Origin of the sequence: Kitasatospora sp. NPDC057904, assembly GCF_042887925.1 — a bacterium.
Taxonomy (GTDB): Bacteria; Actinomycetota; Actinomycetes; order Streptomycetales; family Streptomycetaceae; genus Kitasatospora.
The window spans coordinates 62,412-88,586 of the sequence record NZ_JBHVOL010000027.1; the positions used below are offsets into that span (position 1 = coordinate 62,412).

Sequence of the window (26,175 nt, forward strand, 5' to 3'; positions counted from 1 at the left end):
CGACGGCGGCGCCCGGGGCATCGGCGCGGAGACCTACGCGGTGTACGTGAACGCCACCGCCGCACTGGTGCCGCCCGCCGTGGTCACCGTGACGTCCACCGGGCCCGGCCCGGCGGCCGGCGGGGTGGTCACCGAACAGAACTTCGGCCCGCACGAGGCGTGTGTCCCGGGCACCCCGCCGAAGGCCACCGTCCCGTACGTCAGGTTCTCGCCGACGATGTACGTGCTCGTACCGCCCGCCACCGGCCCGCTGGTGGTCGTCACCAGGGACACGACGGGCGCGGGCGGGGCCGGCGGCGGGTCGCCGGTGAAGTCGAACGTGCCGGCGGCCGTCGTCGTCCCGCCCGGCGTGACCACGGACACGGGCGCGCTGCCCGAGCCGCCAGGGGTGGTCACCGTGCAGGCGGTGTCGGTGCAGGTGCCGGCCGCGGGGGTGCCGCCGATCAGCACCATTCCGTGGGCCAGGTTGCTGCCGCTGACCGTGATGGCCGTGCCGCCGGCGCCGGGGCCGGTGGTGGTGTCCAGGCCGGTGACGGCGGGGGCCGGCTGGACGATCGGCGCCGGGGTGCTCCCGTCCAGCGTCACGACCGAGACGTGGCCGGTCGGATCGGTGTCGTTGGGGTTGGAGACCGTCGCGACGATCGGGCCGGTCGGCTGCTCGGTGCCGGTGCGGTAGATCTTCAGCTTCATGAAGTCGGACCGTCCGGGCTGCCGGTTGCCGGTGAAGACGGCCTCCAGGTGCCGGCCGTCGGGCGAGAGGGTCTCGGTGAAGGTGTAGTCGTACGGCGTGGAGTACATCATCGCGATGTCGGGGGTGGCGAGCCCCGGAGGCAGGTCGAGGGTGAGGTGGGTGGGGCCGGTGACGGCCTCCGTGCCGGCGGAGACCCAGCTGACCGAGAACGCGCCCGGCCCGGGCGGGTTCGTGCTCGGCAGGGTGCCGTACGCGGACACGGTCACGTGCGGACCCTGGACGGCGGGGGCGTCGGCGGGCGAGGCGGTGGAGGCCGCGGCGCCGGTGGCGGCGGCTGCGAGGGTGGTCACGGACAGCGCGGCGGCGAGGCCCGCTTTGGCCAGTCGAGTGATCATGTGCCGATCATCACGGAAGCGGCGCACTGCCTTCACGGCTTTTCCGAATTCCTGTTCGGAATTGGCGTGATCCCGTCGAAACCGAGTTCTGAATTCACCCCCGACACGCACCCGCACCCGTTGCGCACCGGTCGCGCAGCCGTGCCGCAGCCCGCCCGCAAGGCCCGTTTCGGTCGATGTCGGTGCGAACCTCTAATCTTGTCCACCGTGACCGCCATCGCAGACCCGCCCACCGAGCCCGGCCTCCGGCCCGCCGCCGGCACCGGCGTGCCCGCGCCGCGCCCCGCGCCCGGCCCCGCCGCCGACGAGGGCCTCGCCCGCCGGCTCAAGGCGCTGGCCTGCACCGCCCCGCTGCACGACCTGGACAACCGCAAGGTCAACCTGGCCGGCGAGTACGGCGGCTACGCGATGGCCGAGGTCGGCCTGGCGGCGATCGACCTGGTCACCCTCCACATGGACTTCGACACCGGCGCCGACCGCGACATAGTGCTCGCCCGGCTGCTGCCCCGGGTCGCCGCGCAGGCCGCCGGCCGTCCCGGCGCCGAGCACGAGCGGGTCGCCCGCTGGGTGCTGGAGTCGCTGATCAACGTCGGCAGCGTCGACCGCGGCTTCCGCGCCGTCTACGGCACCTTCGGCGCGGACGGCGAGTACGTCCGCCGCGACTACGACTTCAAGCTGATCGAGGAGGTCCCGGGCCCCGACGGCGGCGTCTACCTGCGCACCACCGACGAGGCGGTCAACGTCCTGGTCGGCGCGCTGGACACGGACGTCACCTCGGCCCAGATCGCCGCCGAGGTCAAGCTGGAGGTGCTGATCCGCCGCGGCCGCCTGGCCGACGCCCAGCTCGCCGCCGAGCAGGCCCGCTACCGCACCGTCCAGTACGCCGAGACGCTGCGCCGCGCCCTGGAGGCGACCCGGCGCAACGTCCGCGCCGTCGACTGGATGCGCACCATCCCCGACCTCATCGACGAGGCGCTGGACCACATCGCCGACCGCTACCGGCACGAGAACGCGATTCTCACCAACATCCGCAAGGCCCGCGACGAGGCCGAGGAGCCCGAGCACAAGCGCCGCGCCGCCGAGCTCGTCGACATCGTCAAGGACTGCATCCGCCGCCACACCCAGCTGCAGACCCGCCTGCTGGAGGCCGGCCCGCTGTTCCGCGCCGAGCAGGACCGGCAGGCCTTCGCCACCCCCGGCGTCCGCAGCGGCATCGACCTGTACGGGCAACTGCTCGCCCCCGTGCTGCGGCTGCCGGTGGAGCAGGCCGTCCGCCCCACCGGCGCGTTCTTCGCCCGGGGCGCCGGGCTGCGCGTCCCGAGCTCCGTGCGCGTCGCCGACCTGGTCGACCTGCTGCTCACCCCGCCGGTCGAGCGCGAGCACCTCGGCGCCGAGCTGCCCGACCCGGACCTCGTCGCCACCCCGGACGACAGCCGCTTCTCCGAGGCGCAGCTGGAGGCGGCGCTGGAGCTGCTGGACCTGCCGGCCGACGCGCCCCGCCGGCTCTCCGGCCTGCTCGCCGAGGCGCGCGAGCAGGATCCCGAACTCCCGTACCTGGTGGCCCTGCTCGCGGTGCACGCGGCGAGCCCGCCGGTCGGTACGGCCTACCGGCAGGGCGAGGAGCGGCTGTTGTTCGCGGTGGACGACGGCACCCCGCTGCGGGACCGGGAGTTCGGCGGCGCCGACCTGATCGTCGGCAGCGCCCTCCTGGACGCGGTCGGCATGGCCGCCGACCGCAAGGACGCCGGCTGACCGGCCCGCCGATGCACCGCCGGACCCCGCACCGCACCACCCGCCCGATCGCCCGCCCGACCACCCGAACCGCCAGCAGCAACAGCCCCGAGGAGTACCGCCCGTGACGACCCACCACGACACGTCCTGGGCGCCCGAGACCGAGCCCGCGGCCCCCGCGCCGATCACCCCGGCCGACGTGGCCGACGCCGCCCGGCTGGTCTCCTTCGGCCTCCAGGCCAAGCTGCTCCCCGCCCGCGACGCCGAGTACGCCGAGCTCGTGCGCCGCCACCGCGAGGACCCGCCGTTCGCGCGCCTCGCCGACGCGATCGCCACCGGCATGGGCCTGGTGGTGCTGGAGGTCTCGCCGCGCGCGGGCATGGCCGTGGCCGCCGCCGAGGACTCGGTCTTCGCCGTCCGCATGGGCGACTACTCGCGCCGCGCCGCGTCCGAGTCGACGGACCGCTTCCTGCACGGCCTCGCGCACCTGGCCGTCGCCGCGATGGCCTTCCCCCGCCCCGAGGACCTCGCCGACGACGGCTACCTCGGCCGGATCACCGTCAACGGCGTCGACTCCTTCGTGCGCCAGGCCTGCCGCCGCCTGGAGGAGCAGGCCGACGCCGAGGGCGCGAACACCGACCCGCAGAGCGACGCCCCGGGCCTGGAGGCCGCCTGGCGGGTGTGGGCCCGGCGCACCGCCACCGGCGCCACCAAGGACGCCCGCCGGCTCTCCGGCTCCACCATCGGCATCGTCGCCAAGGCCGTGGTGTTCCTGGTCGACTCGGGCTTCCTGCAGAAGGTCTCGGACGACGCCGGCGGCACCTACCGCACCACCGCCCGCTACCAGCTGCAGGTCCGGGACCTGGCGGGCACGGCCGCGATGGCCGAGCTGCTCGACCTCGGCGTCGTCCCGGTCTCGGACGGTACCGCGAGCCTGCTGCCGCCGGACACCGCCGACGAACTGGTGGCGGACGCCGGCCTCCCGTTCCACTCCCTCTGAACACGAGCCCGGCAGCACGAGCCCGGCAGCACGAGCCCGGCAACACGAGCCCTGACGGCATCAGCCGAGCAGCACGAGCCCCCGCCCCGAACCCCGTCCCTCCGAGCCCCGCCCACCCTCAAGCCACGTAAGCCACGGAGAACCGCCGCACATGTACGAGCTCAACCGGGTCCGCCTCTATTCGATCGGACCGGCCGGCGCCCGCTACGCCGACACGGTGCTCGACCTGCGCGGCGTCGGCGAGCCGGTCGCCGACCCGGCCCCGCAGCAGATCGGCCTGTTCGGCGAGGACGGCGACGGCCCGGTGCGCCGCCCGGCCCCGGCCGGCGTGCTGTTCCTGGAGAACGGCGGCGGCAAGTCCGTCCTGCTGAAGCTGATCTTCTCGGTGATGCTCCCGGGCCACCGCAACACCCTGGGCGGCGCCAGCTCCGGCGTGCTGCGCAAGTTCCTGCTCGCCGACGACTGCGGCCACGTGGCGCTGGAGTGGCAGCACACCGTGACCGGTGAGCTGATCGTCGTCGGCAAAGTCAGCGAGTGGCGCGGCCGCCAGGTCTCCTCCGACCCGCGCAAGTTCGCCGAGACCTGGTACTCCTTCCGCCCCGGCCCCGGCCTGACGCTGGACTCGCTGCCCGTGGCCGAGCGGGTCAGCCTGGCCGGCGACCAGAGGGCCCGTGGCCGGCGCCGCACCATGAAGGGCTTCCGCGACGCCCTCACCGAGGCCGGCAAGGCCCACCCGCACCTCGACCTGGTCTTCGAGGACGGTCACGACCGCTGGACCGAACACCTCGGCGAGCTCGGCCTCGACCCCGAACTCTTCCGCTACCAGCGCGAGATGAACGCCGACGAGGGCGAGGCGGCCGGCCTCTTCGCGGTCAAGCACGACAGCGACTTCACCGACCTCCTGCTGCGCGCCGTCACCGACACCCGCGACACCGACGGCCTGGCCGACCTCGTCCACGGCTTCGCCGCCAAGCTCGGCCTGCGCTCCGAGCTCACCGCCGAGCGCGACTTCACCGCCGGGTCGCTCGACCTGCTGGAGCGCATCGCCGAGTCCACCACCGCGCGCGAGGCCGTCCGCGAGGCCCACCGCACCGCCGAGCGCCGCACCCGGCGCCTCGCCCACGCGCTCGCCTCCCGCGCCACCGCCGAGCGCGACCGCGCCCAGGACCTCGCCATCGAGGTCGCCGCGGCCGCGAGCGCCGTCACCGCCGCCGAGGCCGACCGCACCCGGCACAACCTGATCGCCGAGGAGCTCACCTACCGGCACGCCACGCTGAGCCTCGCCGCGGCCACCGCCGAGGCCGCCGCGCTGCGCCGCGAGCTGATCGACGCCCGCACCCTGCACTCCGCGTGGCAGGCTGCCGAGGCGGTGCTGCGCCAGCGCGCCGCCGCCGACCGGGTGGCCCGGGTCGCCGCCGCGATCCGCGAGGCCGAGCTGGACGCCGCCCCGGCGCTCGCCGCCCGTGCGCGCGCCGCCACCGCGCTCGCCCGCGCCCTGGAGACCGCCGCCGCGGCGGCCGAGTCCCGCGCGGACACCGAGGAGCAGCGCGCGAGCGAGCTCCAGGAGGACGGTGCCAAGGCGCAGTCCGACGCCACCGAGGCCGCCACCGCGGCCCAGAAGGCCCGCAGCGAGGTCGAGCACCTGCGCCAGCGCCTGGTCGAGGTCGAGCAGGAGACGGCCGCCGCGGTCGAGGCCGGATTCATCGACGCGGACGGCGACGTCGACCCGGCCCGGGCCGCGCTGCACGCCGCCGACGTCGAGAAGGCCGCGAGCGCCGCGCTGGGCCAGGCGCGGACGGTCGCCGAGGCCGCCGCCGCCCGCCTGCGCGAGGCCGCCGCCGCCACCGGCCGGGCCGAGCTCGCCGCCGAGCGCGCCGGCGACGCCCGCAAGGACGCCGCCCGCTCGCTGGCCGCCGAGCAGCGCACGGCGGCCCTGCTCGCCACCGAGCCGCGCCTGGCCGACCTGCTGTCCCTCACCGCCTATCAGGAGGGTGCCGACGAGGAGGCCGGCTACCTCACCCCCGCCGTCCTCGACCGCAACGCCGAGTACCTGCGCGAGCTCCTCGACGAGGCCATCGCCACCGCCGAGCGCACCCTGTTCGACCTGCGCACGGCCGCCGCCGACGACTCCCGCATCCTCGCCGCCCTCGGCGACGGCGGCCTGCTGCCGCCCGGCCCGGACGTGCTCGCCACCGTCGAGTACCTCGCCGAGCACGGCATCCCGGCCCTGCCCGGCTGGCGCTACCTGGCCCAGTCCGTCGACCCGGCCGACCACGAGGCGATCCTGGCCGCCCGCCCCGAGCTCGTCGACGGCGTGGTCGTCACCGACCCCAACTCGCTGGACCGGGCCCGCGAGGCCCTGCAGTCCGCCGCACTGCTGCCCCGTTCGACGGTCGCCGTGGGCGCCGCCGCCTCGCTGATCGCCCCGATCACCGACGAGCCGGCGTTCTTCCTCGTGCCGCCGAACCCGGCCATGCACGACGAGTCCGCCGCCGACGGCGAGCGCCGCGAGCTGCGCGCCCGCGCGAGCGCCCGCGAGGAGCACATCCGCGAACTCGCCGCCCGCCTCGGCGCCGACCGCGCCCTCGCCGCCCGCCTCGCCTCCTGGCACGCGAGCTGCCCGCCCGGCACGCTCGCCGAGCTCGCCGCCGCCGCCGAGGCCGCCCGCGAGCACGCCGAGCAGTCCGCCGCCGCGCTCGCCACCCTGCGCGCCGACCACGACGAGGCCGAGGCCGACCACGCGGCCGCCGCATCCGCCCACGAGGAGCACCGCGAGGCCGCCCAGCGCGCCCGCCGCCGCGCCGACGCCCTCTCCGGCCTCGCCTTCCGCCTGCGCGAGCGCGCCAACTGGTCCCGCCGCCAGCGCGAACTCGCCGACGACGCCGCCGAGTGCGACCGCCGCCAGACCCAGTGCGCCGAGCGCGCCCGCACCTGCGACGAGGACCGCCGCGCCGCCCAGCGCGCCGCCGACGACGCTCGCCGCACGGCCCGCGCCCTGCGCGCCGAGCGCGCCGAGATCCCCGCCGCCGAGCAGGCCGACGAGCCCGCCGACACCGCGCCCGCCGCGCTGCCCGCCCTGCGCGAGGCCTACCGCGCCGCCTCCCAGCTGTACGAGAAGGTCGGCGTCGGCGCCGACCTGCGCGCCGAGCAGGCCCGCGCCGAGGGCGACGAGGCCGCCGCCGCGGTCGAGCTCGACCGCCTCACCAACAAGGTCCGCACCCGCGCCGAGGAGCTGCTCGGCAGCCCCGACGGCGCGGACGGCCCCGCCCGCCAGGCCGCCGCCGCGCGCGCCGAGGAGCTGGTCGCCACCATCGAGGCCCGCTCCGCCGCCGCGAGCGAGCAGCTCGGCCGCCTGCGCGGCGACGCCGAGCGCTCCGCCCCCGTGGACGGCGAGGCGCACACCGAGCTGCCCGAGGACCTCGTCCCCACCGACCCCGAGCACGCCCAGACCCTCCTGCGCACCGCCACCAACCGGCTGGCCGAGCGCCGCGAGGCCCTGGACGCCGCCCGCACCGCGCACGCCGACCTCCAGCGGACCTTCGACGCCGCCCAGTCGGCGGCCAGCGCGTTCGACGAGCTCGCCGGCCAGCTCCGCGACGGCCTGCGCGACAACCAGGACGACGCGGACCACCCGGCCGAGCCGTACCTCGGCGCCCTCCCCGAGGCGCGCACCGCCGTCGCCGAGGCCCGCCGGGCCCTGCGCACCGCCGTCGGCGAGCTGTCCTCCGCCGAACTCGCCGTCCGCGACGCCTCGGACGCGCTCGTCCGGCACGCCAACGCCGCCCGCTACGAGGCCGTGCGCACCCCCGCCCGCCAGCAGATCCGCGAACTGCCCGCCTCCGCGCTGCCCGAGCACGCCGCCGCGTGGGCCGCCGCGTTCGCCCCCCGGCTGCGCGTGCTCACCGACGAACTCACCCAGCTGGAGCGCAACCGCGGCTCGATCGTCGACCGCCTGCGCGGCCTGGTCGAGTCCTCGCTCACCACGCTGCGCGCCGCCCAGCGGCTGTCCCGGCTGCCCGAGGGCCTGGGGGAGTGGTCGGGCCAGGAGTTCCTGCGGATCCGCTTCGAGGACCCGGACCACGCGACCCTCGTCGAGCGCCTCGGCGAGGTCATCGACGAGGCCACCCGCGCCGCCGTCCGGAAGAACAGCGACCTGCGCCGCGACGGCATGTCGCTGCTGCTGCGCGGGGTCGCCGCAGCGATCGGCCCGAAGGGCGTCAGCGTCGAGATCCTCAAGCCGGACGCGGTGCTGCGCGCCGAGCGGGTCGGCGTCGGCCAGATGTCCGACGTCTTCTCGGGCGGCCAGCTGCTCACCGCCGCCATCGCGCTCTACTGCACGATGGCCGCGCTGCGCGCCAACGACCGCGGCCAGTCCCAGCTGCGGCACGCCGGCACGCTGTTCCTCGACAACCCGATCGGCCGCGCCAACGCCACCTACCTGCTGGAGCTCCAGCGCGCCGTGGCCGACGCGCTCGGCGTCCAGCTCATCTACACCACCGGCCTGTTCGACACCACGGCGCTCGCCGAGTTCCCGCTGGTGATCCGGCTGCGCAACGACGCCGACCTGCGGGCCGGCCTCAAGTACATCTCGGTGGAGGAGCACCTGCGTCCCGGCCTGCCCGCCCCGCAGGACCCGGACGGCCCGGCCATCCACGGCGAGATCACCGCCACCCGGATGTTCAAGCGGCCCGCGGAGGTTCCCGACCGGCCCTGAACTGGTTAGCGTGATCGGCATGCTGACGATCGCGCACCTCAGTGACATCCACCTCGGCCAGGACCACCGCCGGGACCGCGGCGAGCGGGCCCGGCGGCGGGCCGAGCGGGTGATGGCCCACCTCGACGCCCTGCCCGGCCCGCTGGACGCGGTGCTGGTGACGGGGGACCTCGCCGACCACGGCCTGGCCGCCGAGTACGAGCAGGTCGTCGAGGTGCTCAAGTCCCGCCACCGCGTCCTCATCTGCCCGGGCAACCACGACAGCCGCGCGCCGTACCGCGAGGTGCTGCTCGGCGGGGTGGCGCAGGACGAGCAGGCGGACGGTCCGATCAACCGACTGCACCAACTCCCGGGCGCGGACGTGCTGATGCTCGACTCGTCCATCCCGGGTCGGCCGGACGGCCTGCTGGACGAGGAGACGCTCACCTGGCTGGACGCCGAACTCGGCGCCGGGCGCACCGAGTTGCCCGCCCTGGTGGCCTTCCACCACCCGCCCGTCGAGCTGGCCGTACCGACCGTCGACGGCATCCGCCAGTTCGGCGAGGCCGGCCTCGCCCGCGTCCTGGGCCGCCACCCCCGCGTCGTCGGCCTGCTCTGCGGCCACTCCCACACGCCCGCCGCGACGACCTTCGCCGGACTGCCGCTGCTCGTCGCCCCCGGTGTGGTCTCCACCGTCACCCTGCCCTGCGAGGGCGGCGAGGGCGTCTCCTTCACCCACCCGCCGATGCTCGCCTTCCACGTCCTGGACGGCGACCGTCGGCTCACCACGCACTACCGCGTGGTGCCCGAGAACTGACCCCGCGACGGTCCCTGTGGCGGGCCGTGCGGTGGGCCGTGCGGTGGGCCGTGCGACGGCCCCTGCGACGGCCCCCGTGACTGGCCCGGCCGCGGGAAGGGCCGGGCCGCGAGCGGTTCCCGGACCGCGGCCCGGCTCCCGGCCATCGGCGTCGCCGAGTTGGGTGCGCGCATCCGCTGGGCGGCGACCTGGCGTGAGACCAGGATCTCCAGCAGGCACCACATCGTGCCGAACACCCCGAGCCCCATCGCCATCAGCGCGGGCGTCATCAGCCAGCTGCCCGCGTACGAGGCGAGCGTCGCGACGACCACGCCCACCAGCGTGAAGGAGAACGAGAGCACCGCGCGGACGGCGGCGGCGCGCACCTCGTCGGGCAGGCGGCGACGGCGGCGTGGCACGGACATCGGGCGACCCCAGGCGCGAATTCGGCGGCGGGCACGGAACGGGCGCTCGCGTCGAGCGCCCCCGGTACGAACTCTGCCCCGCGCAAGCCGGACTATGCGTCCGAATCCACCGAACTGCCGTCAAATCGTGTGATCCGGCCCGATTCGTCCGCGGCCGGCCCCGTGGCGGACCTCAGCCCAGCTGCTGGTTGAGCTCCTCCAGGGCGCCCGTCACGATCGTCCGCATCGCCCGCTCGGCGTGCTCGCCGTCCCCCGCGCAGATCGCCTCCGCCACCTCGCGGTGCAGCCGGATCGCGTACGGCTCCGGCTGATGGGGCATCAGATGGTACTCGGTCCGCCCGGTGAGCACCGCACCCACGGTGTCCCCGAGGTGGGCGAACATCTCGTTGCCGGAGGCTTTCAGGACGGTGGCGTGGAAGGCGATGTCGTGGCGGAGGAAGGTGGTGAGGTCGGCGGCCCGCGCCGACATCGTCAACTCGACCGCCAGGGAGCTGAGTTCACGGCGGTGGTCGTCGCTCGCGTGGACGGCGGCGAGCGCGGCGGCGGCCGGTTCGACGGCCACCCGCAGCGAGCCGAGCGAGCGCAGCTGCGCCGGACGGTCGGCGCCGGCCAGCCGCCAGCGGATCACCAGCGGGTCGAAGACGTCCCAGCCGGACTTCGGCTGGACCGTGATCCCGACCCGCCGCCGCGAGGCCACCATGCGCATCCCCTCCAGGATCCGCACCGCCTCCCGCACGACCGTCCGGGACACCCCGAACCGCTCCTCCAGCTCCTCGCTGCGCAGCACCGCGCCCACGGGGATCTCTCCCCCGGCGATCGCCGGACCGAGCTCGTCAAGCAGCCGCCCTGGCAGCCCCTGGATCTCCATCCGCCCAGCCTAGACGTCGACCCCGCCCCACCTCCTGCGACCCCACGCCTCGGGGCTGTCCCCTACGACCCGCCCCCGCTCCCAGCTTCTCCCTTCGCCACGCCCCACCAGCCCCCGTCGAGCACCCCCCGCCCCTTGCGACCCACCCCACACGCCAAAAGTATGACGATTTGGTTTCCGCCACTTGAATACGTCATATCTTTGGAGCGATAGTGGCGGCCAGGCAACGAAGGAGCACCACCCATGGCTCTCAGCGTCGAGAACCACGACCTCCCGCAGACCCCTCCCACGATCGTGGTGATGGGCGTCTCCGGAGTCGGCAAGACCACCCTGGCCCGCCTCCTGGCCGACCGCCTCGGCCTCCCCTTCGCCGAGGCGGACGACTTCCACCCGGCGGCCAACATCGCCAAGATGTCGGCGGGCATCCCGCTGGACGACGAGGACCGCGCCCCTTGGCTGCGGGCCCTCGGCGGCTGGCTCGGGGAGCGCGCCGAGTCCGGCGACGGCGGTGTGGTCACCTGTTCGGCGCTGAAGCGGCGCTACCGCGACACCCTGCGCGCGGCCTGCCCGGGCGCCTTCTTCCTGCACCTGAGCGGCGGTCACGAGCTGGTCGAGGACCGGCTCGCCCACCGCACCGGCCACTTCATGCCGCCGTCGCTGCTCGACTCCCAGTACGCCGCGCTCGAACCCCTGGGCGCGGACGAGCGCGGCGCCGTCCTGGACGTCGGCCCGTCCCCCGAAGAACTCGTCGAGATGGCCGTGGCGCTGCTGCGGCCCGTCAATGGAGACCTCGCGTGAGTATGTCCCCCACTCTGCTGGCGGCGGCCGCCCCACCGGCCCTGCCGCACACCGGCAGCGACTCCCAGCTGCTGGTCGCGGTGCTGCTGAGCATCGGTGCGATCGTCCTGCTGATCACCAAGCTCAAGCTGCACCCGTTCCTCGCCCTCACGCTCGGGTCCGGCCTGCTGGCCGCGGTCGCTGGGGTGCCGTTCGACAAGCTGCTGACCAGCTTCTCGACGGGCTTCGGCTCGACCGTGGCGAGCGTCGGCCTGCTGATCGGCCTCGGCGCGATGCTCGGCAAGCTGCTCGCCGACTCGGGCGGCGCCAACATCATCGCGGACACCGTGCTGGCCAGGTCCGGCCGCAAGGCGCTGCCCTGGGCGATGGCGCTGATCGCGGCGGTGCTCGGGCTGCCGCTGTTCTTCGAGGTCGGCGTCGTGCTGCTGATCCCGATCGTGCTGCTGGTGGCGCGCCGCGGCAACGTGCCGCTGATGCGGATCGGCATCCCCGCCCTCGCCGGCCTGTCGGTGCTGCACGGTCTGGTGCCCCCGCACCCGGGTCCCCTGGTGGCCGTCGACGCGCTGAAGGCGGACCTCGGCATCACCCTGGCGCTCGGCCTGGTGATCGCGATCCCGACCCTGATCATCGCCGGCCCGCTGTTCGCCCGGGTGGCGGAGCGCTGGGTGGGCCCGCTGGAGATCCCGGCCGCCACCGCCCCGGAGGAGACCGCGAAGCCCGAGCGCACGCCGTCGTTCGGCGCGGTCCTGGCGACCATCCTGCTGCCGGTCGCGCTGATGCTCGGCAAGGCGCTCGCGGACGTCGTGATCGACGACCCGAAGGCGCTCGGCCAGCGGGTGTTCGACTTCGTCGGCTCGCCGCTGATCGCGCTGCTGGCCGCGACCCTGCTCGGGATGCTGACCCTCGGCCGGGCGGCGGGCTTCGACCGGGCCCGGATCTCCGACACCGTCGGGAAGTCGCTGGGCCCGATCGCCGGCATCGTGTTCATCGTCGGTGCCGGCGGCGGCTTCAAGCAGACCCTGATCGACGTCGGCGTCGGCAACGCGGTCAGCGAGTGGTCCGGTAAGTGGCACGTCTCGGCGCTGCTGCTGGGCTGGCTGATCGCCGTGCTGATCCGTCTGGCCACCGGCTCGGCGACGGTCGCCACCATCACCGCGGCCGGCATCGTCTCCCCGCTCGCGGCGAACATGTCCTCGACCCACGCGGCGCTGCTGGTCCTCGCGATCGGCGCCGGCTCGCTGTTCCTCTCGCACGTCAACGACGCCGGCTTCTGGCTGGTGAAGGAGTACTTCGGGATGAGCGTCGGCCAGACGCTGAAGTCCTGGTCGGTGATGGAGACGGTGATCTCGGTCGTCGCGATCGCCCTGATCATGCCGCTGAGCCTCATCGTCTAGCGGCCACCCGCGATTCCCCGCAGGGGCGGCACCCGTATCGAACGGGTGCCGCCCCTGTGCGCGTTCCAGGGCTTTGTCCAGCCCAGCACCCCCGACAGCACCGCCGCCGTCGCGTCGAGCAGGTCCTCCGCGACGGCGCCGCCCGCCGCCGTCCGTGCCGGCAGTCCCTCCCGCGCGGCGAGCATCACCGTCGCGGCCTGCCCGGCCCTGGCGCCCGGGGGCACGAGTTCGGGAAGCGCCCGCGCCAGCACGTCGGCCGCGCATCAGTACGCGCCAGTCGTCCGCGCCGCCGTTGCCGTCCAGTCGTGACCCGAACGCCCGAGGGGCGGACACACCGGGTGATCCGGGTGCCCGCCCCTCGGACGGAATCGCTACTGCGGTGAACTGCCAGCCGACAGCGGGCAGTTACTTGCCCGCGCGCTTCGCCAGGCCGTGCTTACTTGCTCCCACGCTTCGCCAGGAAGGCCTCGACCTCGTCGCGGATCTCCGGCGTGTCCAGCCCGCGCACCGTCATGGTCGTGCGGCGGCGCAGCACGTCGTCCGCCGTGTAAGCCCACTCGTTCTCGGCGGCGTAGGCGACCTGGGCCCACACGTCCGGGCCGTCCTCGTGGATCGGCCGGCCGAGCTCCGGGTTCTCGTCGATCATGCGGGCGATCTCGAAGGACAGGGTGCCGTAGTGGCTGGCGAGGTGCTTGGCCACCAGCGGCTCCATGCGGGAGCCGGGCTCGCGGTCGATCAGCAGGCGGTGCGCGACGGCGTTCGGCGCGCCGACGCCCGGCAGCGGGACGGTCGGGGCGATCGGGGACATGTCCTCGGCGAGGCCGGTGCCGGGCACGTGGGCCAGCTTCTCCAGCACGGCGCGGCCGATGTGCCGGTAGGTGGTCCACTTGCCGCCGGAGACCGACAGCATGCCGCCGCGGCCCTCGGTGACGACGGTCTCGCGCTTGGCGGCGGCGGTGTCGCCGGGGCCGCCGGGCAGGACGCGCAGGCCCGCGAAGGAGTAGGTGATCAGGTCGCGGTCGAGGTGCTCGTCGCGGATGGCGTGCGCGGCCTCGCCCATGATCTGGTCGATGTCGGCCTGGGTGGCGCGGACGTCCTTCGGGTCGCCCGTGTACTCCTCGTCGGTGGTCCCGAGCAGGACGTGGTCCTCCCACGGGATGGCGAAGGAGACGCGGTACTTGTCGATCGGGATGGTCAGCGCGGCGCGCCACGGCGAGCGGCGCTTGACGACGACGTGCGCGCCCTTGGAGAGGCGGATCGACGGCGCGGCGCCGGCGTCCTCCATGGTGCGCAGGTGGTCGACCCACGGGCCGGTGGCGTTGAGCACCAGGCGGGCGTTGACGCCGAACTCGCTGCCGTCGAGGCGGTCGCGCAGCTCGGCGCCGGTGACCCGGCCGGCGGTGAAGCGCAGGCCGGTGACCTCGGCGTGGTTGAGCACGACGGCGCCGGCGTCCACCGCGGCGCGGACGGTCATCACGGCGACGCGCGAGTCGTTCATCTGGTGGTCGCCGTAGACGGCCACCGAGCGCAGGCCCTCGGTGCGCAGCGCCGGCACCTGCTGGGCGGCGTGGGCGGCGGTGGAGACGCGGCCCATGCCGTCGCGGAAGGCGGACAGCGCCGAGTACAGGAACACGCCGGCGCCGAGCTTGGCCGCGCCGTGCGGGCCGCCCTTGTAGACCGGGACGAAGAAGGTCAGCGGGTTGACGAGGTGCGGGGCCACGTCGGTGGAGAGCGCGCGGCGCTCCTTGTGGTTCTCCGCGACCAGCTTGACCGCGCCGGTCTGCAGGTAGCGCAGACCGCCGTGGACGAGCTTGGAGGAGGCACTGGAGGTGGCGCCGGCGAAGTCGCCGGCGTCGACCATGGCGACCTTCAGGCCGGCCTGGGACGCGGTCCAGGCGACGGCGGTGCCGAGGATGCCGCCCCCGATCACCAGCAGGTCGTAGGTGGCCTTGCCGAGCAGCTCGCGGGTCTCGGCGCGGGAGGCGGTGCGGCCGGCGGTGCGCTCGGCGCCCAGGGTCGGGATGGTTGCCATGGTGGTTGTGTACGGCGCGCTGGTCGGGCTGCGCCGTTACTCCTCTCGGGTGCGGTGCGGCCCCTGCTGGAGAGGCCGGTCGGCCCGGTGCGGCGGGCCGGTGAAACACGGGTGCGCCCGTTGCCGTGAACAGCGGGCGGCCGGCCGGGGCACGGGGCCCCGACCGGCGGGTCTGTCAGTTGTCCTCTTCCTCCTCCACCCAGCCCATGGTGCGCTCCACGGCCTTGAGCCACTTCTTGTACTCGCGCTCCCGGGTGGCCTCGTCCATGCGCGGGGTCCACTCGGCGGCGCGGTGCCAGTTGGCCCGCAGGGTGTCGAGGTCGTTCCAGAAGCCGACGGCGAGTCCGGCCGCGTAGGCCGCGCCGAGGGCGGTGGTCTCGGCCACGTACGGGCGCTCGACCGGGGCGTCCAGGACGTCGGCGATGTTCTGCATGAGCAGGTTGTTGCTGGTCATGCCGCCGTCGACCTTGAGGGCGGTGAGCTCGACCCCGGAGTCCTTCTGCATGGCGTCGACGACCTCGCGGGTCTGCCAGGCGGTGGCCTCCAGGACGGCCCGGGCCAGGTGGCCCTTGGTGACGTACCGGGTCAGGCCGGCGATCACACCGCGGGCGTCGGAGCGCCAGTACGGGGCGAACAGGCCGGAGAAGGCCGGGACGAAGTAGGCGCCGCCGTTGTCCTCGACCGTGTTGGCGAGGGTCTCGATCTCGGCGGCGGTGGAGATGATGCCGAGCTGGTCGCGCAGCCACTGGACGAGCGAGCCGGTGACGGCGATCGAGCCTTCCAGGGCGTACACCGGGGCCTGGTCGCCGATCCGGTAGCCGACGGTGGTCAGCAGGCCGTGGTACGAGTTGACGATCTTCTCGCCGGTGTTGAGCAGCAGGAAGGTGCCGGTGCCGTAGGTGGACTTGGCCTCGCCCTCGTTGAAGCAGGTCTGGCCGAACAGCGCGGCCTGCTGGTCGCCGAGCGCGGCCGCGACCGGGACGCCGGCCAGGTCGCCGACGGCCTCGCCGTAGACCTCGGCGGAGGAGCGGATCTCCGGCAGGACGGCCATCGGCACGCCCATGGACTCGGCGATGGCCTCGTCCCAGGCGAGGGTCTTGAGGTTCATCAGCATGGTGCGGCTGGCGTTGGTGACGTCGGTGACGTGCTTGCCGCCGTCGACACCACCGGTGAGGTTCCAGATCACCCAGGTGTCCATGGTCCCGAACAGGATGTCGCCGGCCTCGGCGCGCTCGCGCAGGCCCTCGACGTTGTCCAGCAGCCAGCGGATCTTCGGGCCGGCGAAGTAGCTGGCCAGCGGGAGGCCGGTCTCGCGGCGGAAGCGGTCCTGGCCGACGTTGCGGCCGAGCTCGCGGCAGAGCGCCTCGGTGCGGGTGTCCTGCCACACCAGCGCGTTGTGCACGGGCTCGCCGGTGTTCTTGTCCCACAGGACGGTGGTCTCGCGCTGGTTGGTGATGCCGATCGCGCGGATGTCGTCCTTGGTGAGGCCGGCCTTCTCCAGCGCGCCGCGCACGACGGACTGCACCCGGGTCCAGATCTCGGCGGCGTCGTGCTCGACGTAGCCGGGCTGGGGGAAGATCTGGCGGTGCTCCTGCTGGTCGACGGAGACGATGCGGCCGTCGGCGCCGAAGATGATGCAGCGGCTGGAGGTGGTGCCCTGGTCGATCGCGGCGATGTAGTTGCCAGTGGAGGTCATGGGGAGGGTCCTCGGCTCGGGTCGGGGGGTGACGGGGTGGGTGGGCCTGACGCGGTCGGTCGTCCGGTCAGTCCCCGTGCTCGGCGGGTTCGAACCCGTCGCTTAGAACAGGGCGTTGTAGAGCACGCCGGCCAGCGCGCCGCCGGCGAGCGGGCCGACGACCGGGATCCAGGCGTACGACCAGTCCGAGCCGCCCTTGTTCGGGATCGGCAGGATGGAGTGCATGATGCGCGGGCCGAGGTCGCGGGCGGGGTTGATCGCGTAGCCGGTCGGGCCGCCGAGGGAGAGGCCGATGCCGACGACGGTCAGGGCGACGATGAGGGTGCCCATGCCCTTGAGGTCGTTGGCGCCGAGGGTGAGGATCGCCATGCAGAGCACGAAGGTGCCGATGATCTCGGTCATCAGGTTCTGGACGGGGTTCCGGATCTCGGGACCGGTCGAGAAGATGCCGAGGGTGGGCTCCTCGTTGGCCTGGAACTGGCCGAGGTAGGTGAGCCAGACGAGCGTGGCGCCGATCATCGCGCCGAGCAGCTGGGAGCCGAGGTAGAGCGGCACCTGGCTCCAGTCGCCGCTCTTGACCGCGAGCGCGATGGTGACGGCCGGGTTGAGGTGCGCGCCGGACTTGGGGCCGGTCATGTAGGCGGCGATGAGGACCGCAAAGCCCCAGCCGAAGGTGATCGCCAGCCAGCCGGCGTTGAGGGCCTTCGACTTCTTGAGGGTCACGGCGGCGCAGACGCCGCCACCGAGAAGTATCAGGGCGGCGGTGCCGAGGGTTTCGCCGACGAAGACGTCGCCGTTGGAGAACGCGGACACAAAGACTCCCTTGTCCATGAGGCCCGGAGGTGCGGGTGGGGGCGGGCGGCCGGGTGATCGCTGTGCGGGTGAGCGCGCCGTGGGAGTGATCTTCCCGGCCATCGTTCGACAATGTCGACCGTCATGCGGAAGCTTCCTCCCCAGGTCGGCCCCGCGTCAAGGCGGGGTTACGCAGCTGTGACCCTCGCCTCGGCCCGTCCCCCGAAGTTACCCAGCGGAGTGCCCCGAATCAGGGCAAAACGCCAAGGCGCGGACAGGCTCACCGCCCGTCCGCGCCTCAGCGTGACGATTCGACTCCCGTGCTCAGAACCGGCCGGCGCCCAGATCGCGCGAGATCGCCCGCGCCGCGCTGCGCACCGAGGCCACCAGCGAGGGCCGCACGAAGCCGTCCTCGCACACCCGCTCCACCGGCCCGCTGATGCACACCGCGCCCACCGGATTGCGCCGCCGGTCCTGGATCAGCGCGCCGATCGAGGCCACGCCCTCCCAGGTCTCCTCGATCGAGTCCGCCCAGCCGCGCTCGCGGATCAGCGCGCACTCCGCGTCCAGATCGCTCGCCTCGGTCAGCGTCCGCAGCGTGTACGACTCGTACGGTCCGTCGCCCAACTCCCCGCGCGCGACCGGGTCGTAGGCCACCAGCACCTTGCCGAGCGCGGTGCTGTGCAGCGGCTGCATCGACCCGACCTCCAGCACCTGCCTGGTGTCGTCCGGCCGGAACACGTGGTGCACGATCAGCACGCCCTGCTGGTGCAGCACCCCGAGGTAGACGGTCTCGCCGGCCGCCCGGGCCAGGTCGTCGGCCCACACCAGCGCCCGCGCGCGCAGCTCGTGCACGTCCAGGTAGCTCTGGCCGAGGCGCAGCAGTTCGGCGCCCAGCTGATACTTGCCGCTCTCCGGGTCCTGTTCGACGAACCCCTCCTGCTGCAGCGTGCGCAGGATGCCGTGCGCGGTGCCCTTGGCGAGGTCGAGCGCCGTCGCGACCTCGGACAGGCCCAGGCGGCGCTCGCCGCCGGCCAACAGGCGCATGATCGCGGCGGCCCGGGAAAGCGACTGGATCGGGCCGGGCATGGGTACCTCCGCGCTGACAGGCGGTCGACATTGTCGACCGCAGTGATAACGGGACGAGTTTGCCAGGCGTTCGGTGCTCCGTGCACCTTCCCCCTCGGTAACCCGCGCTCGGCCGCCTGTTAACCTCCGCGGCCCCGGGTCCGTTCCGGGTCCGGCCCCGGGTTCCGTCCCGGTCCGTTCCCGTCCCGGCCTCAGTCCCGCCGGACGGCCACCTCCGCGGCCAGCGCCGCGATCCCGTCCGGCCCCACCCGGCAGCACCCGCCGACCAGCCGGGCCCCGTCCGCGAGCCAGCCGCGCACGCGCGCCGAGCGGAACGTCGGCTCCCCGCGCCAGCCCCGTATCTCAGGGTCCCAGTGCTCCCCGCTGTTCGGGTACACCACCACCGGCTTCCCCGTCACCTCCGCCGCCAGGGCCACCGCCAGGTCGGCGTCCCGCGGCGTGCAGCAGTTCACGCCCACCGCCACCACCTCGTCGACGTCCCGCGCGAGCGCGAACGCCTCGGCCAGCGGCTGCCCGGCCCGCGTCCGGTCGCCCGCGATGCTGTACGACAGCCAGGCCGGCACCCCGAGCCCCCGGACGACCTCCAGCATCGCCTCCGCCTCGTCCGCGTCCGGCACCGTCTCCAGCGCCAGCACGTCCGGGCCCGCCGTCGCGAGCACCTCCAGCCGCGGCCGGTGGAACGCCACCAGCTCCGCGACGCTCAGCCCGTACCGCCCGCGGTACTCCGAACCGTCCGCGAGCACCGCGCCGTACGGCCCCACCGAGGCCGCCACCCAGCGCCGCCGCCGCCCGCCCGGCTCGCTGCGCGCCGCCTCCCGGGCCAGGTCCACGCTGCGCGCCATCAGCCGCGCCGACTCCGACCGGCCGAGCCCGTGCCGCCCGAAACCGTCGAAACTCGCCTGGTAGCTCGCGGTGATGGCGACCTCCGCCCCGGCCGCGAAGTACGCCCGGTGCGCCTCGACCACGGCCTCCGGCGCGTCCGCCAGCAGCCGAGCCGACCACAGCTCGTCCGACAGGTCGTGTCCCTGCGCCACCAGCTGGTTCGACATCCCGCCGTCCAGGACCAAGGGGCCGGCCGCCAGCGCGGCGGCGAAGTCCGACGGGGGAGTGGCGGGCATGGGGGCCTCCTCGGGAACGGTCATGGCTGGTCACAGCCTAGGAGCCGGGCGCCCTCGCCCGCGCGGAAAACCGTTTGCCGGGCCGGAACGGACTCGCTACGTTGTGCTCATCCCGAGAACGACAGAACGACAGAACGACCGTGCGGCCCAGCGCGGCCGCACCCAAGACGCCCTGGCGCGGTACGAAGCGCGGGCGCCAGGTCGGGGCACGACAGCACACCCGGCACGAGACGACAGCACGGAGACGCCGACGATGGCCGCCGACGAGCCCCGCCCGCACCACACCGGCCCGCACCACACCGGCTCGGAGGCCGAGCGCGAATGGCTCGCCGCCTACGACCCGCGCGCCTACACCCCGGTGGCCGTCACGGTCGACGTCGTCGCCCTCACCCTGCGCGAAGGCCGCCTCCACGTCCTGCTCGTCGAGCGCGCCGCCCCGCCCTACCAGGGCTCCTGGGCGCTGCCCGGCGGCTTCCTGCGCGCCGGCGAGGAGGGCCTCGACGAAGCGGCCGCCCGCGAACTCGCCGAGGAGACGGGCCTGGTGGGCAGCTCCGACCTGGAGTCCGCGCTCAGCCGCATCCACCTCGAACAGCTCGGCACCTACGGCGCCCCCCACCGCGACCCGCGCATGCACGTCGTCTCCGTCGCCTACCTCGCCTTCGCCCCCGACCTCCCCGACCCCCAGGCCGGCACCGACGCCGCTGCCGCCGCCTGGTACCCGGTCGCCGGCCTCGCCCACGGGCCCGCCGGCCCCCCGGAGACCGCCGCTGAGCCCGCCGACACCCACGGGGGTGGCGTCGGCGGGCCCAGCGGCCCCACCGCGCTCGCCTTCGACCACGCCCGCATCCTCGCCGACGGACTCGACCGCGCCCGCGCCAAGATCGAGTACAGCCCGCTCGCCACCGCCTTCCTGCCCCCCGACTTCACCATCCCCGAGCTGCGCGCCGTCTACGAGGCCGTCTGGGACGAGAAGCTCCACCCCGGCAACTTCCACCGCAAGGTCCTCTCCGTCCCCGGCTTCGTCGAGAGCACCGGCACCACCACCGAACGCGGCGGAGCCCGCGGCGGCCCCCGCGCCCGCACCTACCGCGCCGGCGACGCCCGCCTCCTCCACCCCGCCCTGCTGCGCCCCGCCCGCGAGGACGAGATCCGCTGACCGCCCGCGGCGGGCGTCGGACTACCATCCGCACATGACCACCGACGACGTGACGAGCACGGTCAACCGCCCCTTCTCCCACTGCCACTTCTGCGGAACGCCCTACCCGCCCGGCACCCGCGACTGGCCCCGCACCTGCCCCGGCTGCGCCGAGATCAGCTACCGCAACCCGCTGCCCGTCGCCGTCGCCGTCCTGCCCGTCACCCGGCCCGACGCCGACCCCGCCCTCGTCGTCATCCGCCGCACCATCGAGCCCGGGTACGGCGAACTCGCCTTCCCCGGCGGCTACATCGACTTCGGCGAGACCTGGCAGCAGGCCTGCGTGCGCGAACTGCGCGAGGAGACCGGCATCCACGCCGACGCCGCCGACGTCACCCTCGTCTCCACCTCCTCCGACCCCCACGGCCGCTTCGTCTTCCTCTGCGGCCTGCTCCCGGCCCGCCCCCTCGCCGACCTCCCGCCCTCGCGCCCCACCGACGAGACCGACGGCTGGCTGCTCGCCCACCCCGACACCCGGCTCGTCTGGGACTTCCACACCAACGTCTCCCGCGCCTGGTTCAACGGCGAACTCGACCGCCGCTGACCAGCCCGCCACTCCCGCGGCAGACCCTGGCGCAGCGGCCGCTCACATGGCATGGTCTGCACCGACAGCCCAACCGGACGGGCCCGCCACGAGCACTCCCGTCCCCACCACCGGCCGGGAGACCACCACCGTGAGCACCCCCCTCCAGGACCAGCCGCTCTGGCGCCCCAACCCCGCTCGCGCCGCCGCGACCAGCCTCGTGGCGTTCCAGGCCTGGGCCGCCGAACACCACGGCGCCCCGGCCGCCCCGCTCGCCCCGGCCGACGACGACCAGCAGGCCGCCGAGCGCTACGCCGCCCTGCACGCCTGGTCCACCGAGGACCTCGGCCGGTTCTGGACCGCGGTGACGCAGTGGTTCGACGTCCGCTTCACCGAGGCCCCCGAGACCGTCCTCGCCGACCCGGCCATGCCCGGCGCCCGCTGGTTCCCCGGCGCCCGCCTCAACTACGCCGAGCAGGCCCTGCGCGCCGCCGACGACCCGGCGAACGCCGACCGCCCCGCGATCCTCCACCTCGACGAGACCACCGAGCAGCCGGCCGTCCTCACCTGGTCCGAACTGCGCCGCCAGGTCGGCTCCCTCGCCGCCGCCCTGCGCGCCCGCGGCGTCCGCCCCGGCGACCGCGTCAGCGCCTACCTGCCCAACGTCCCGCAGGCCGCCGTCGCCCTCCTCGCCACCGCCGCCGTCGGCGCGATCTGGACCAGCTGCGCCCCCGACTTCGGCGCCCGCAGCGTCCTCGACCGGCTCCAGCAGATCGAGCCCACCGTCCTGTTCGCCGTCGACGGCTACCACTACGGCGGCAAGGACCACGACCGCACCGACGTCGTCGCGGAGCTGCGCCGGGAACTCCCCAGCCTGCACACCGTCGTGCACGTCCCCCTGCTCGGCGCCCCCGCCCCCGAGGGCGCCCTCCAGTGGGAGGACCTGATCGCCGACGACACCGCCCCGGTCTTCGAGCCGGTCCCCTTCGACCACCCGCTCTGGGTGCTCTACTCCTCCGGCACCACCGGCCTGCCCAAGGCCATCGTCCAGAGCCAGGGCGGCATCCTGCTCGAACACCTCAAGCAGGTCGGCCTCCACCTCGACCTCACCCCGCAGGACCGCTTCCTCTGGTACACCTCCACCGGCTGGATGATGTGGAACTTCCTGCTCGGCGGCCTCCTCGTCGGCGCCACGATCGTCACCTACGACGGCAGCCCGGGCCACCCCGACACCGGCGCCCTGTGGTCGGTGGCCGCCCGCACCGGCGCCACCGTCCTCGGCACCTCCGCCGCCTACGTCATCGCCAGCCGCAAGGCCGGCCTGCACCCCGGCCGCGACCTCGACCTCTCCGCCGTCCGCTGCATCGGCACCACCGGCTCCCCGCTCCCGCCCGACGGCTTCCGCTGGATCTACGACGAGGTCAAGGAGGACGTCTGGCTCGCCTCCGTCAGCGGCGGCACCGACGTCTGCTCCTGCTTCGTCGGCGGCGTCCCCACCCTGCCCGTGTACCTCGGCGAGATCCAGGCCCCCTGCCTCGGCGCCGCCGTCGAGTCCTGGGACGTCCAGGGTCACCCGCTCACCGACGCCGTCGGCGAACTCGTCGTCACCAAGCCCCTCCCGTCCATGCCCACCGGCTTCTGGAACGACCCCGAGGGCACCCGGTACCACGACAGCTACTTCGACGTGTACCCCGGCACCTGGCGCCACGGCGACTGGATCACCGTCACCTCCCGCGGCACCGTCGTCATCCACGGCCGCTCCGACTCCACCCTCAACCGCCAGGGCGTCCGGATGGGCTCCTCCGACATCTACGAGGTCGTCGAGCGCCTCCCCGAGATCGCCGAGTCCCTCGTCATCGGCCTGGAGGAGCCCGACGGCGGCTACTGGATGCCGCTGTTCGTCGTCCTCGCCCCCGGCGCCGAACTCGACGACGACCTCATCGGCCGCATCCGCACCTCGCTGCGCACCGAACTCTCCCCGCGCCACGTCCCCGACGAGGTCATCACCGTCCGGGGCCTGCCGCACACCCTCACCGGCAAGCGCATCGAGGTCCCGGTGAAGCGCATCCTCTCCGGCACCCCGCTGGAGCAGGCCGTCAACCCGGGCTCCGTCGACAACATCGACCACCTGCGCTTCTTCGAGCAGCTGCGCCGCGACCGCCAGTCCTGACGAACGCCGAAGGGGCGCCCCCGACCGGGAGCGCCCCTTCTCTCGTACCGCTCGTCCCACTTACTCGCCGGAGAGCACCTGCTGCGCCGCGGCGCGCGCCTCGTCGGCGCTGTCCGTGGCCCGCGCCGCCTCGGCGGCCCGGCGGCACTGCGCCAGCGTGTACTTGGCCAGCGTCGACCGCACGTACGGGATCGACGCCGCGCCCATGGACAGGCTGGTGACGCCCAGGCCGGTCAGCACGACGGCCAGCAGCGGGTCGGCGGCGGCCTCGCCGCACACGCCGCAGCTCTTGCCCTCCGCCTGCGCCGCGTCGGCGGCCGAGGCGATCAGGTCGAGCAGCGCCGGCTGCCACGGGTCCTGCAGCCGGGCCAGCGCGCCCACCTGACGGTCGGCGGCGAAGGTGTACTGCGCGAGGTCGTTGGTGCCGAGCGACAGGAACTCGACCTCCTGGAGGATCGCCCGCGCCCGCAGAGCGGCCGACGGGATCTCCACCATCGCGCCGAACTTGGCGTTCAGACCGGCCTCGCGGCAGGCGTCGGCGAAGTCCTTGGCGTCCTTGCGGTCGGCCACCATCGGGGCCATGACCTCAAGGTGGACCGGCAGCCCGTCGGCGGCCTTGGCCAGCGCGCGCAGCTGCGTCCGCATGACCTCGGGGTGCTCCAGCAGGGTGCGCAGACCGCGCACGCCGAGCGCCGGGTTCGGCTCGTCGGCCGGGGTGAGGAAGTCCAGCGGCTTGTCCGCGCCCGCGTCCAGCGCCCGGACGACGACCCGGCCCTCCGGGAACGCCTCCAGCACCTTGCGGTACGCCTCGACCTGCTTCTCCTCGCTCGGGGCCTGCGCCGAGTCGTCGAGGAACAGGAACTCGGTGCGGAACAGACCGACGCCCTCGGCGCCGTTCTCCAGCGCGGCCGGCACGTCCGCCGGACCGCCGACGTTGGCCAGCAGCGGCACCCGGTGCCCGTCCGAGGTCCGGCCCGGACCGGTGGACGCGGCCAGCGCGGCCTTGCGCTCGGCGGCGGCGGCCCGCAGCTCGTCCTGCTTCTCCTGCGTCGGCTCCAGCAGCACGTCGCCCGAACTGCCGTCCACGGCCACCACGGTGCCCTCGGCGACGTCGGTCGCCCCCGGCAGCGCGACCACGGCCGGCACGCCCATCGCCCGCGCGAGGATGGCGCTGTGGCTGGTCGGCCCGCCCTCCTCGGTCACGAAGCCGAGCACCAGGGTCGGGTCCAGCAGCGCGGTGTCGGCCGGAGCCAGGTCCCGCGCGAACAGCACGTACGGCTCGTCGCTGTCCGGCACGCCCGGCATCGGCACGCCCATCAGCCGGGCGACGATGCGGTTGCGCACGTCGTCCAGGTCGGCGACGCGCCCGGCCAGGTACTCCCCGGCCGACGCGAGCAGCGCGCGGTAGGCGGCGAAGGCGTCGTAGACGCCGCGCTCGGCGCTGCTGCCCACGGCGATCCGCCGCGCCACGTCCGCCATCAGCTCCGGGTCCTGCGCCATCAGCGCCTGGGCCTCCAGCACCGCCTGGGCCTCGCCGCCGGCCAGGTTGCCGCGGGCGTTCAGGTCCGCGGCCACCGCCTCGACGGCCGCCTGGGCGCGAGCCTGCTCACGGGGGGCGTCCTCGGTCGGGATCTGCGTGGTCTGCGGCTCCAGCACCGCCGTCCCCATGTGCCGCACCTGGCCGATCGCGACCCCGTGGCTCACACCCACGCCGCGCAGCGTCTTCGTCATGTCACCTGTCTCCGCTGAGATGAGCGGCCCCGCCGGGAACCGCTGTGTGGGGGCCGCCCCGTCATCTCGTCCGGGGCGGGTGTGGGGAAAGATAGAGAGGAGAGGTCAGCTCCAGCTGAACAGCTCGTCGCCGGCCTGGGTCTCGCCGTCCTCGCGCACGTTGCCCAGCGAGTCGGGGGCGGCCTCCAGCGCCACGATCGGCGAGATCGGCGACTTGCCCGCGGCCTCGACGTCGGCCGGGTTCCACTTGATGACGGCCTGACCGCGGGTCACCGTGTCGCCCTTGTTGACGAGCAGTTCGAAGCCCTCGCCGTTCAGCTGCACGGTGTCGATCCCGAGGTGCGTCAGCACACCGTGTCCGTCCGCGTCCACGACGACGAACGCGTGCGGGTGCATGGAGACGACGACACCATCCACCGGAGCGACCGCCTCGGTCGGCTCGCGCACCGGGTCCACCGCGGTACCGGGACCGACCATCGCACCGGAGAACACCGGGTCGGGGACGTTGGCGAGCCCGACGACCCGGCCGGTCAGCGGCGACGTCACAGTGGTCATGGTTTGTGCCTCCCAAGTGCGCAGTACAGCGAAGGGCCGCGGGCAGCGGCGCGACGATCAACTGAAGCCTAAATCATGTCAACTTCGGACATCCGCTGACATTCCCGGGCGGAGACTCACGCCCCGCCCGCTCTGCCGGCCGGCAGCACACCGACCTGCTAGTGGTCTAGTCCTCTTGGTCGATGCGCCGCACTCTACAGGCATCTTGGCGAATCGGGACCATTGCTGTATATGCTCGCGAGAGCAACAAATCATGCCTCCGACCGGGTGACACCCGGCGCGCCCCGATTCGCGCTCCGGCGGACGACCCGCTATGGTTGGTCGAGTCGCCGCAAGTCGGCGGTTAACAGCAGATTTCAGATGCGAAAAGCGCCGGAAACGGCACGGCAAACATCTGGTAAGCTGGAAACACGAAAGAACGAAGCGCCCGGAGGGCCCGCTGGAAGGCGGCTCGAAGGAAGCGTCCGTTCCTTGAGAACTCAA

The 26,175-nt window shown here is 74.1% G+C and carries 20 protein-coding genes; 9 read left to right on the top strand and 11 right to left on the bottom strand.

The genetic code is table 11. The features are described 5' to 3' along the window. Positions 1–33: 33 nt before the first annotated feature. Positions 34–1,086 (bottom strand): IPT/TIG domain-containing protein, encoded by a 1,053-nt coding sequence (locus ACFVSN_RS39055; RefSeq protein WP_387958094.1) that lies wholly within the window; start codon positions 1,084–1,086, stop codon positions 34–36. Between the two features lie 216 nt (positions 1,087–1,302). On the opposite strand from ACFVSN_RS39055, the gene ACFVSN_RS39060 reads away from it, so the two are divergent. From ACFVSN_RS39060 to ACFVSN_RS39075, 4 genes are all read left to right on the top strand, one after another. Further along, positions 1,303–2,838 carry a hypothetical protein gene (locus ACFVSN_RS39060; protein WP_380445712.1) on the top strand — a complete coding sequence of 512 codons (1,536 nt, stop codon included), beginning with the start codon at positions 1,303–1,305 and terminating at the stop codon, positions 2,836–2,838. 103 nt (positions 2,839–2,941) lie between these two features. Continuing rightward, positions 2,942–3,817: a hypothetical protein gene (locus tag ACFVSN_RS39065; RefSeq protein WP_363656620.1), complete on the top strand. Its 876-nt coding sequence runs from the start codon at positions 2,942–2,944 to the stop codon at positions 3,815–3,817. Between the two features lie 151 nt (positions 3,818–3,968). After that, complete coding sequence (locus ACFVSN_RS39070) at positions 3,969–8,531, top strand: hypothetical protein (protein ID WP_387958096.1); 4,563 nt, start codon at positions 3,969–3,971, stop codon at positions 8,529–8,531. A 19-nt stretch (positions 8,532–8,550) separates the two neighbouring features. Beyond that, positions 8,551–9,327: a metallophosphoesterase gene (locus ACFVSN_RS39075; protein WP_380503532.1), complete on the top strand. Its 777-nt coding sequence runs from the start codon at positions 8,551–8,553 to the stop codon at positions 9,325–9,327. Here the strand turns inward: ACFVSN_RS39075 and ACFVSN_RS39080 are convergent. Continuing rightward, positions 9,303–9,731, bottom strand: a complete 429-nt coding sequence (locus tag ACFVSN_RS39080; RefSeq protein WP_387958098.1) for a hypothetical protein — start codon at positions 9,729–9,731, stop codon at positions 9,303–9,305. The genes ACFVSN_RS39075 and ACFVSN_RS39080 overlap by 25 nt on opposite strands. A gap of 172 nt (positions 9,732–9,903) precedes the next feature. Further along, positions 9,904–10,599, bottom strand: coding sequence for a FadR/GntR family transcriptional regulator (locus ACFVSN_RS39085; RefSeq protein WP_380445695.1), 696 nt, complete (start codon positions 10,597–10,599; stop codon positions 9,904–9,906). A gap of 243 nt (positions 10,600–10,842) precedes the next feature. Here ACFVSN_RS39085 and ACFVSN_RS39090 point away from each other — a divergent pair, with 243 nt between their 5' ends. Continuing rightward, the gene (locus ACFVSN_RS39090) at positions 10,843–11,397 is read left to right on the top strand and encodes a gluconokinase (protein ID WP_380498677.1); all 555 of its coding nucleotides are present in this window, start codon (positions 10,843–10,845) and stop codon (positions 11,395–11,397) included. A 2-nt stretch (positions 11,398–11,399) separates the two neighbouring features. Continuing rightward, positions 11,400–12,791 carry a gluconate:H+ symporter gene (locus tag ACFVSN_RS39095; RefSeq protein WP_387958110.1) on the top strand — a complete coding sequence of 464 codons (1,392 nt, stop codon included), beginning with the start codon at positions 11,400–11,402 and terminating at the stop codon, positions 12,789–12,791. Here ACFVSN_RS39095 and ACFVSN_RS39100 read toward each other — a convergent pair. The 6 genes from ACFVSN_RS39100 to mmuM form a co-directional block, all read right to left on the bottom strand. Continuing rightward, the gene (locus ACFVSN_RS39100; RefSeq protein WP_387958100.1) at positions 12,788–13,042 is read right to left on the bottom strand and encodes a hypothetical protein; all 255 of its coding nucleotides are present in this window, start codon (positions 13,040–13,042) and stop codon (positions 12,788–12,790) included. The genes ACFVSN_RS39095 and ACFVSN_RS39100 overlap by 4 nt on opposite strands. Positions 13,043–13,227: 185 nt before the next feature. Further along, positions 13,228–14,823 (bottom strand): FAD-dependent oxidoreductase, encoded by a 1,596-nt coding sequence (locus ACFVSN_RS39105; protein ID WP_380445693.1) that lies wholly within the window; start codon positions 14,821–14,823, stop codon positions 13,228–13,230. 175 nt (positions 14,824–14,998) lie between these two features. Further along, positions 14,999–16,519 carry a glycerol kinase GlpK gene (gene glpK, locus ACFVSN_RS39110; RefSeq protein WP_380445692.1) on the bottom strand — a complete coding sequence of 507 codons (1,521 nt, stop codon included), beginning with the start codon at positions 16,517–16,519 and terminating at the stop codon, positions 14,999–15,001. 102 nt (positions 16,520–16,621) lie between these two features. Beyond that, a complete protein-coding gene (locus tag ACFVSN_RS39115; protein ID WP_380498679.1) occupies positions 16,622–17,434 on the bottom strand; it encodes an MIP/aquaporin family protein in 813 nt (270 codons plus the stop codon). A gap of 201 nt (positions 17,435–17,635) precedes the next feature. Further along, positions 17,636–18,400: an IclR family transcriptional regulator gene (locus ACFVSN_RS39120; RefSeq protein WP_380445690.1), complete on the bottom strand. Its 765-nt coding sequence runs from the start codon at positions 18,398–18,400 to the stop codon at positions 17,636–17,638. Positions 18,401–18,591: 191 nt separating this feature from the next. Continuing rightward, positions 18,592–19,518, bottom strand: coding sequence for a homocysteine S-methyltransferase (gene mmuM / locus ACFVSN_RS39125; RefSeq protein WP_380445689.1), 927 nt, complete (start codon positions 19,516–19,518; stop codon positions 18,592–18,594). 253 nt (positions 19,519–19,771) lie between these two features. Between mmuM and ACFVSN_RS39130 the strand changes: the two genes are divergently transcribed. Genes ACFVSN_RS39130 through ACFVSN_RS39140 form a run of 3 tightly spaced genes read left to right on the top strand, consistent with a single transcriptional unit; the run spans position 19,772 to position 23,406 of the window. After that, positions 19,772–20,674, top strand: coding sequence for an NUDIX domain-containing protein (locus tag ACFVSN_RS39130; protein WP_380498681.1), 903 nt, complete (start codon positions 19,772–19,774; stop codon positions 20,672–20,674). Positions 20,675–20,708: 34 nt separating this feature from the next. Beyond that, on the top strand, positions 20,709–21,257 hold the full coding sequence (locus ACFVSN_RS39135) for an NUDIX domain-containing protein (protein WP_380445687.1): 549 nt from the start codon (positions 20,709–20,711) through the stop codon (positions 21,255–21,257). 46 nt (positions 21,258–21,303) lie between these two features. Beyond that, a complete protein-coding gene (locus ACFVSN_RS39140; RefSeq protein ID WP_387958103.1) occupies positions 21,304–23,406 on the top strand; it encodes an acetoacetate--CoA ligase in 2,103 nt (700 codons plus the stop codon). Positions 23,407–23,466: 60 nt separating this feature from the next. On the opposite strand, the gene ptsP is transcribed toward ACFVSN_RS39140, so the two are convergent. Beyond that, the gene (ptsP, locus tag ACFVSN_RS39145; RefSeq protein WP_380498683.1) at positions 23,467–25,137 is read right to left on the bottom strand and encodes a phosphoenolpyruvate--protein phosphotransferase; all 1,671 of its coding nucleotides are present in this window, start codon (positions 25,135–25,137) and stop codon (positions 23,467–23,469) included. Positions 25,138–25,242: 105 nt separating this feature from the next. Next, on the bottom strand, positions 25,243–25,692 hold the full coding sequence (locus ACFVSN_RS39150; protein ID WP_380445684.1) for a PTS glucose transporter subunit IIA: 450 nt from the start codon (positions 25,690–25,692) through the stop codon (positions 25,243–25,245). Positions 25,693–26,175: the final 483 nt, after the last annotated feature.

Excerpts from the sequence above, each read along its gene's own strand:
- ACFVSN_RS39090 (WP_380498677.1), top strand. The coding sequence starts at position 10,843 with ATGGCTCTCAGCGTCGAGAACCACGACCTCCCGCAGACCCCTCCCACG.
- ACFVSN_RS39115 (WP_380498679.1), bottom strand. The coding sequence starts at position 17,434 with ATGGCCGGGAAGATCACTCCCACGGCGCGCTCACCCGCACAGCGATCA.
- ACFVSN_RS39150 (WP_380445684.1), bottom strand. The coding sequence starts at position 25,692 with ATGACCACTGTGACGTCGCCGCTGACCGGCCGGGTCGTCGGGCTCGCC.
- ACFVSN_RS39135 (WP_380445687.1), top strand. The coding sequence starts at position 20,709 with ATGACCACCGACGACGTGACGAGCACGGTCAACCGCCCCTTCTCCCAC.
- ACFVSN_RS39085 (WP_380445695.1), bottom strand. The coding sequence starts at position 10,599 with ATGGAGATCCAGGGGCTGCCAGGGCGGCTGCTTGACGAGCTCGGTCCG.
- glpK (WP_380445692.1), bottom strand. The coding sequence starts at position 16,519 with ATGACCTCCACTGGCAACTACATCGCCGCGATCGACCAGGGCACCACC.
- ACFVSN_RS39140 (WP_387958103.1), top strand. The coding sequence starts at position 21,304 with ATGGCATGGTCTGCACCGACAGCCCAACCGGACGGGCCCGCCACGAGC.
- ACFVSN_RS39105 (WP_380445693.1), bottom strand. The coding sequence starts at position 14,823 with ATGGCAACCATCCCGACCCTGGGCGCCGAGCGCACCGCCGGCCGCACC.
- ACFVSN_RS39120 (WP_380445690.1), bottom strand. The coding sequence starts at position 18,400 with ATGCCCGGCCCGATCCAGTCGCTTTCCCGGGCCGCCGCGATCATGCGC.
- ACFVSN_RS39095 (WP_387958110.1), top strand. The coding sequence starts at position 11,400 with ATGTCCCCCACTCTGCTGGCGGCGGCCGCCCCACCGGCCCTGCCGCAC.
- ACFVSN_RS39075 (WP_380503532.1), top strand. The coding sequence starts at position 8,551 with ATGCTGACGATCGCGCACCTCAGTGACATCCACCTCGGCCAGGACCAC.
- mmuM (WP_380445689.1), bottom strand. The coding sequence starts at position 19,518 with ATGCCCGCCACTCCCCCGTCGGACTTCGCCGCCGCGCTGGCGGCCGGC.
- ACFVSN_RS39080 (WP_387958098.1), bottom strand. The coding sequence starts at position 9,731 with ATGTCCGTGCCACGCCGCCGTCGCCGCCTGCCCGACGAGGTGCGCGCC.
- ACFVSN_RS39130 (WP_380498681.1), top strand. The coding sequence starts at position 19,772 with ATGGCCGCCGACGAGCCCCGCCCGCACCACACCGGCCCGCACCACACC.
- ptsP (WP_380498683.1), bottom strand. The coding sequence starts at position 25,137 with ATGACGAAGACGCTGCGCGGCGTGGGTGTGAGCCACGGGGTCGCGATC.
- ACFVSN_RS39070 (WP_387958096.1), top strand. The coding sequence starts at position 3,969 with ATGTACGAGCTCAACCGGGTCCGCCTCTATTCGATCGGACCGGCCGGC.
- ACFVSN_RS39055 (WP_387958094.1), bottom strand. The coding sequence starts at position 1,086 with ATGATCACTCGACTGGCCAAAGCGGGCCTCGCCGCCGCGCTGTCCGTG.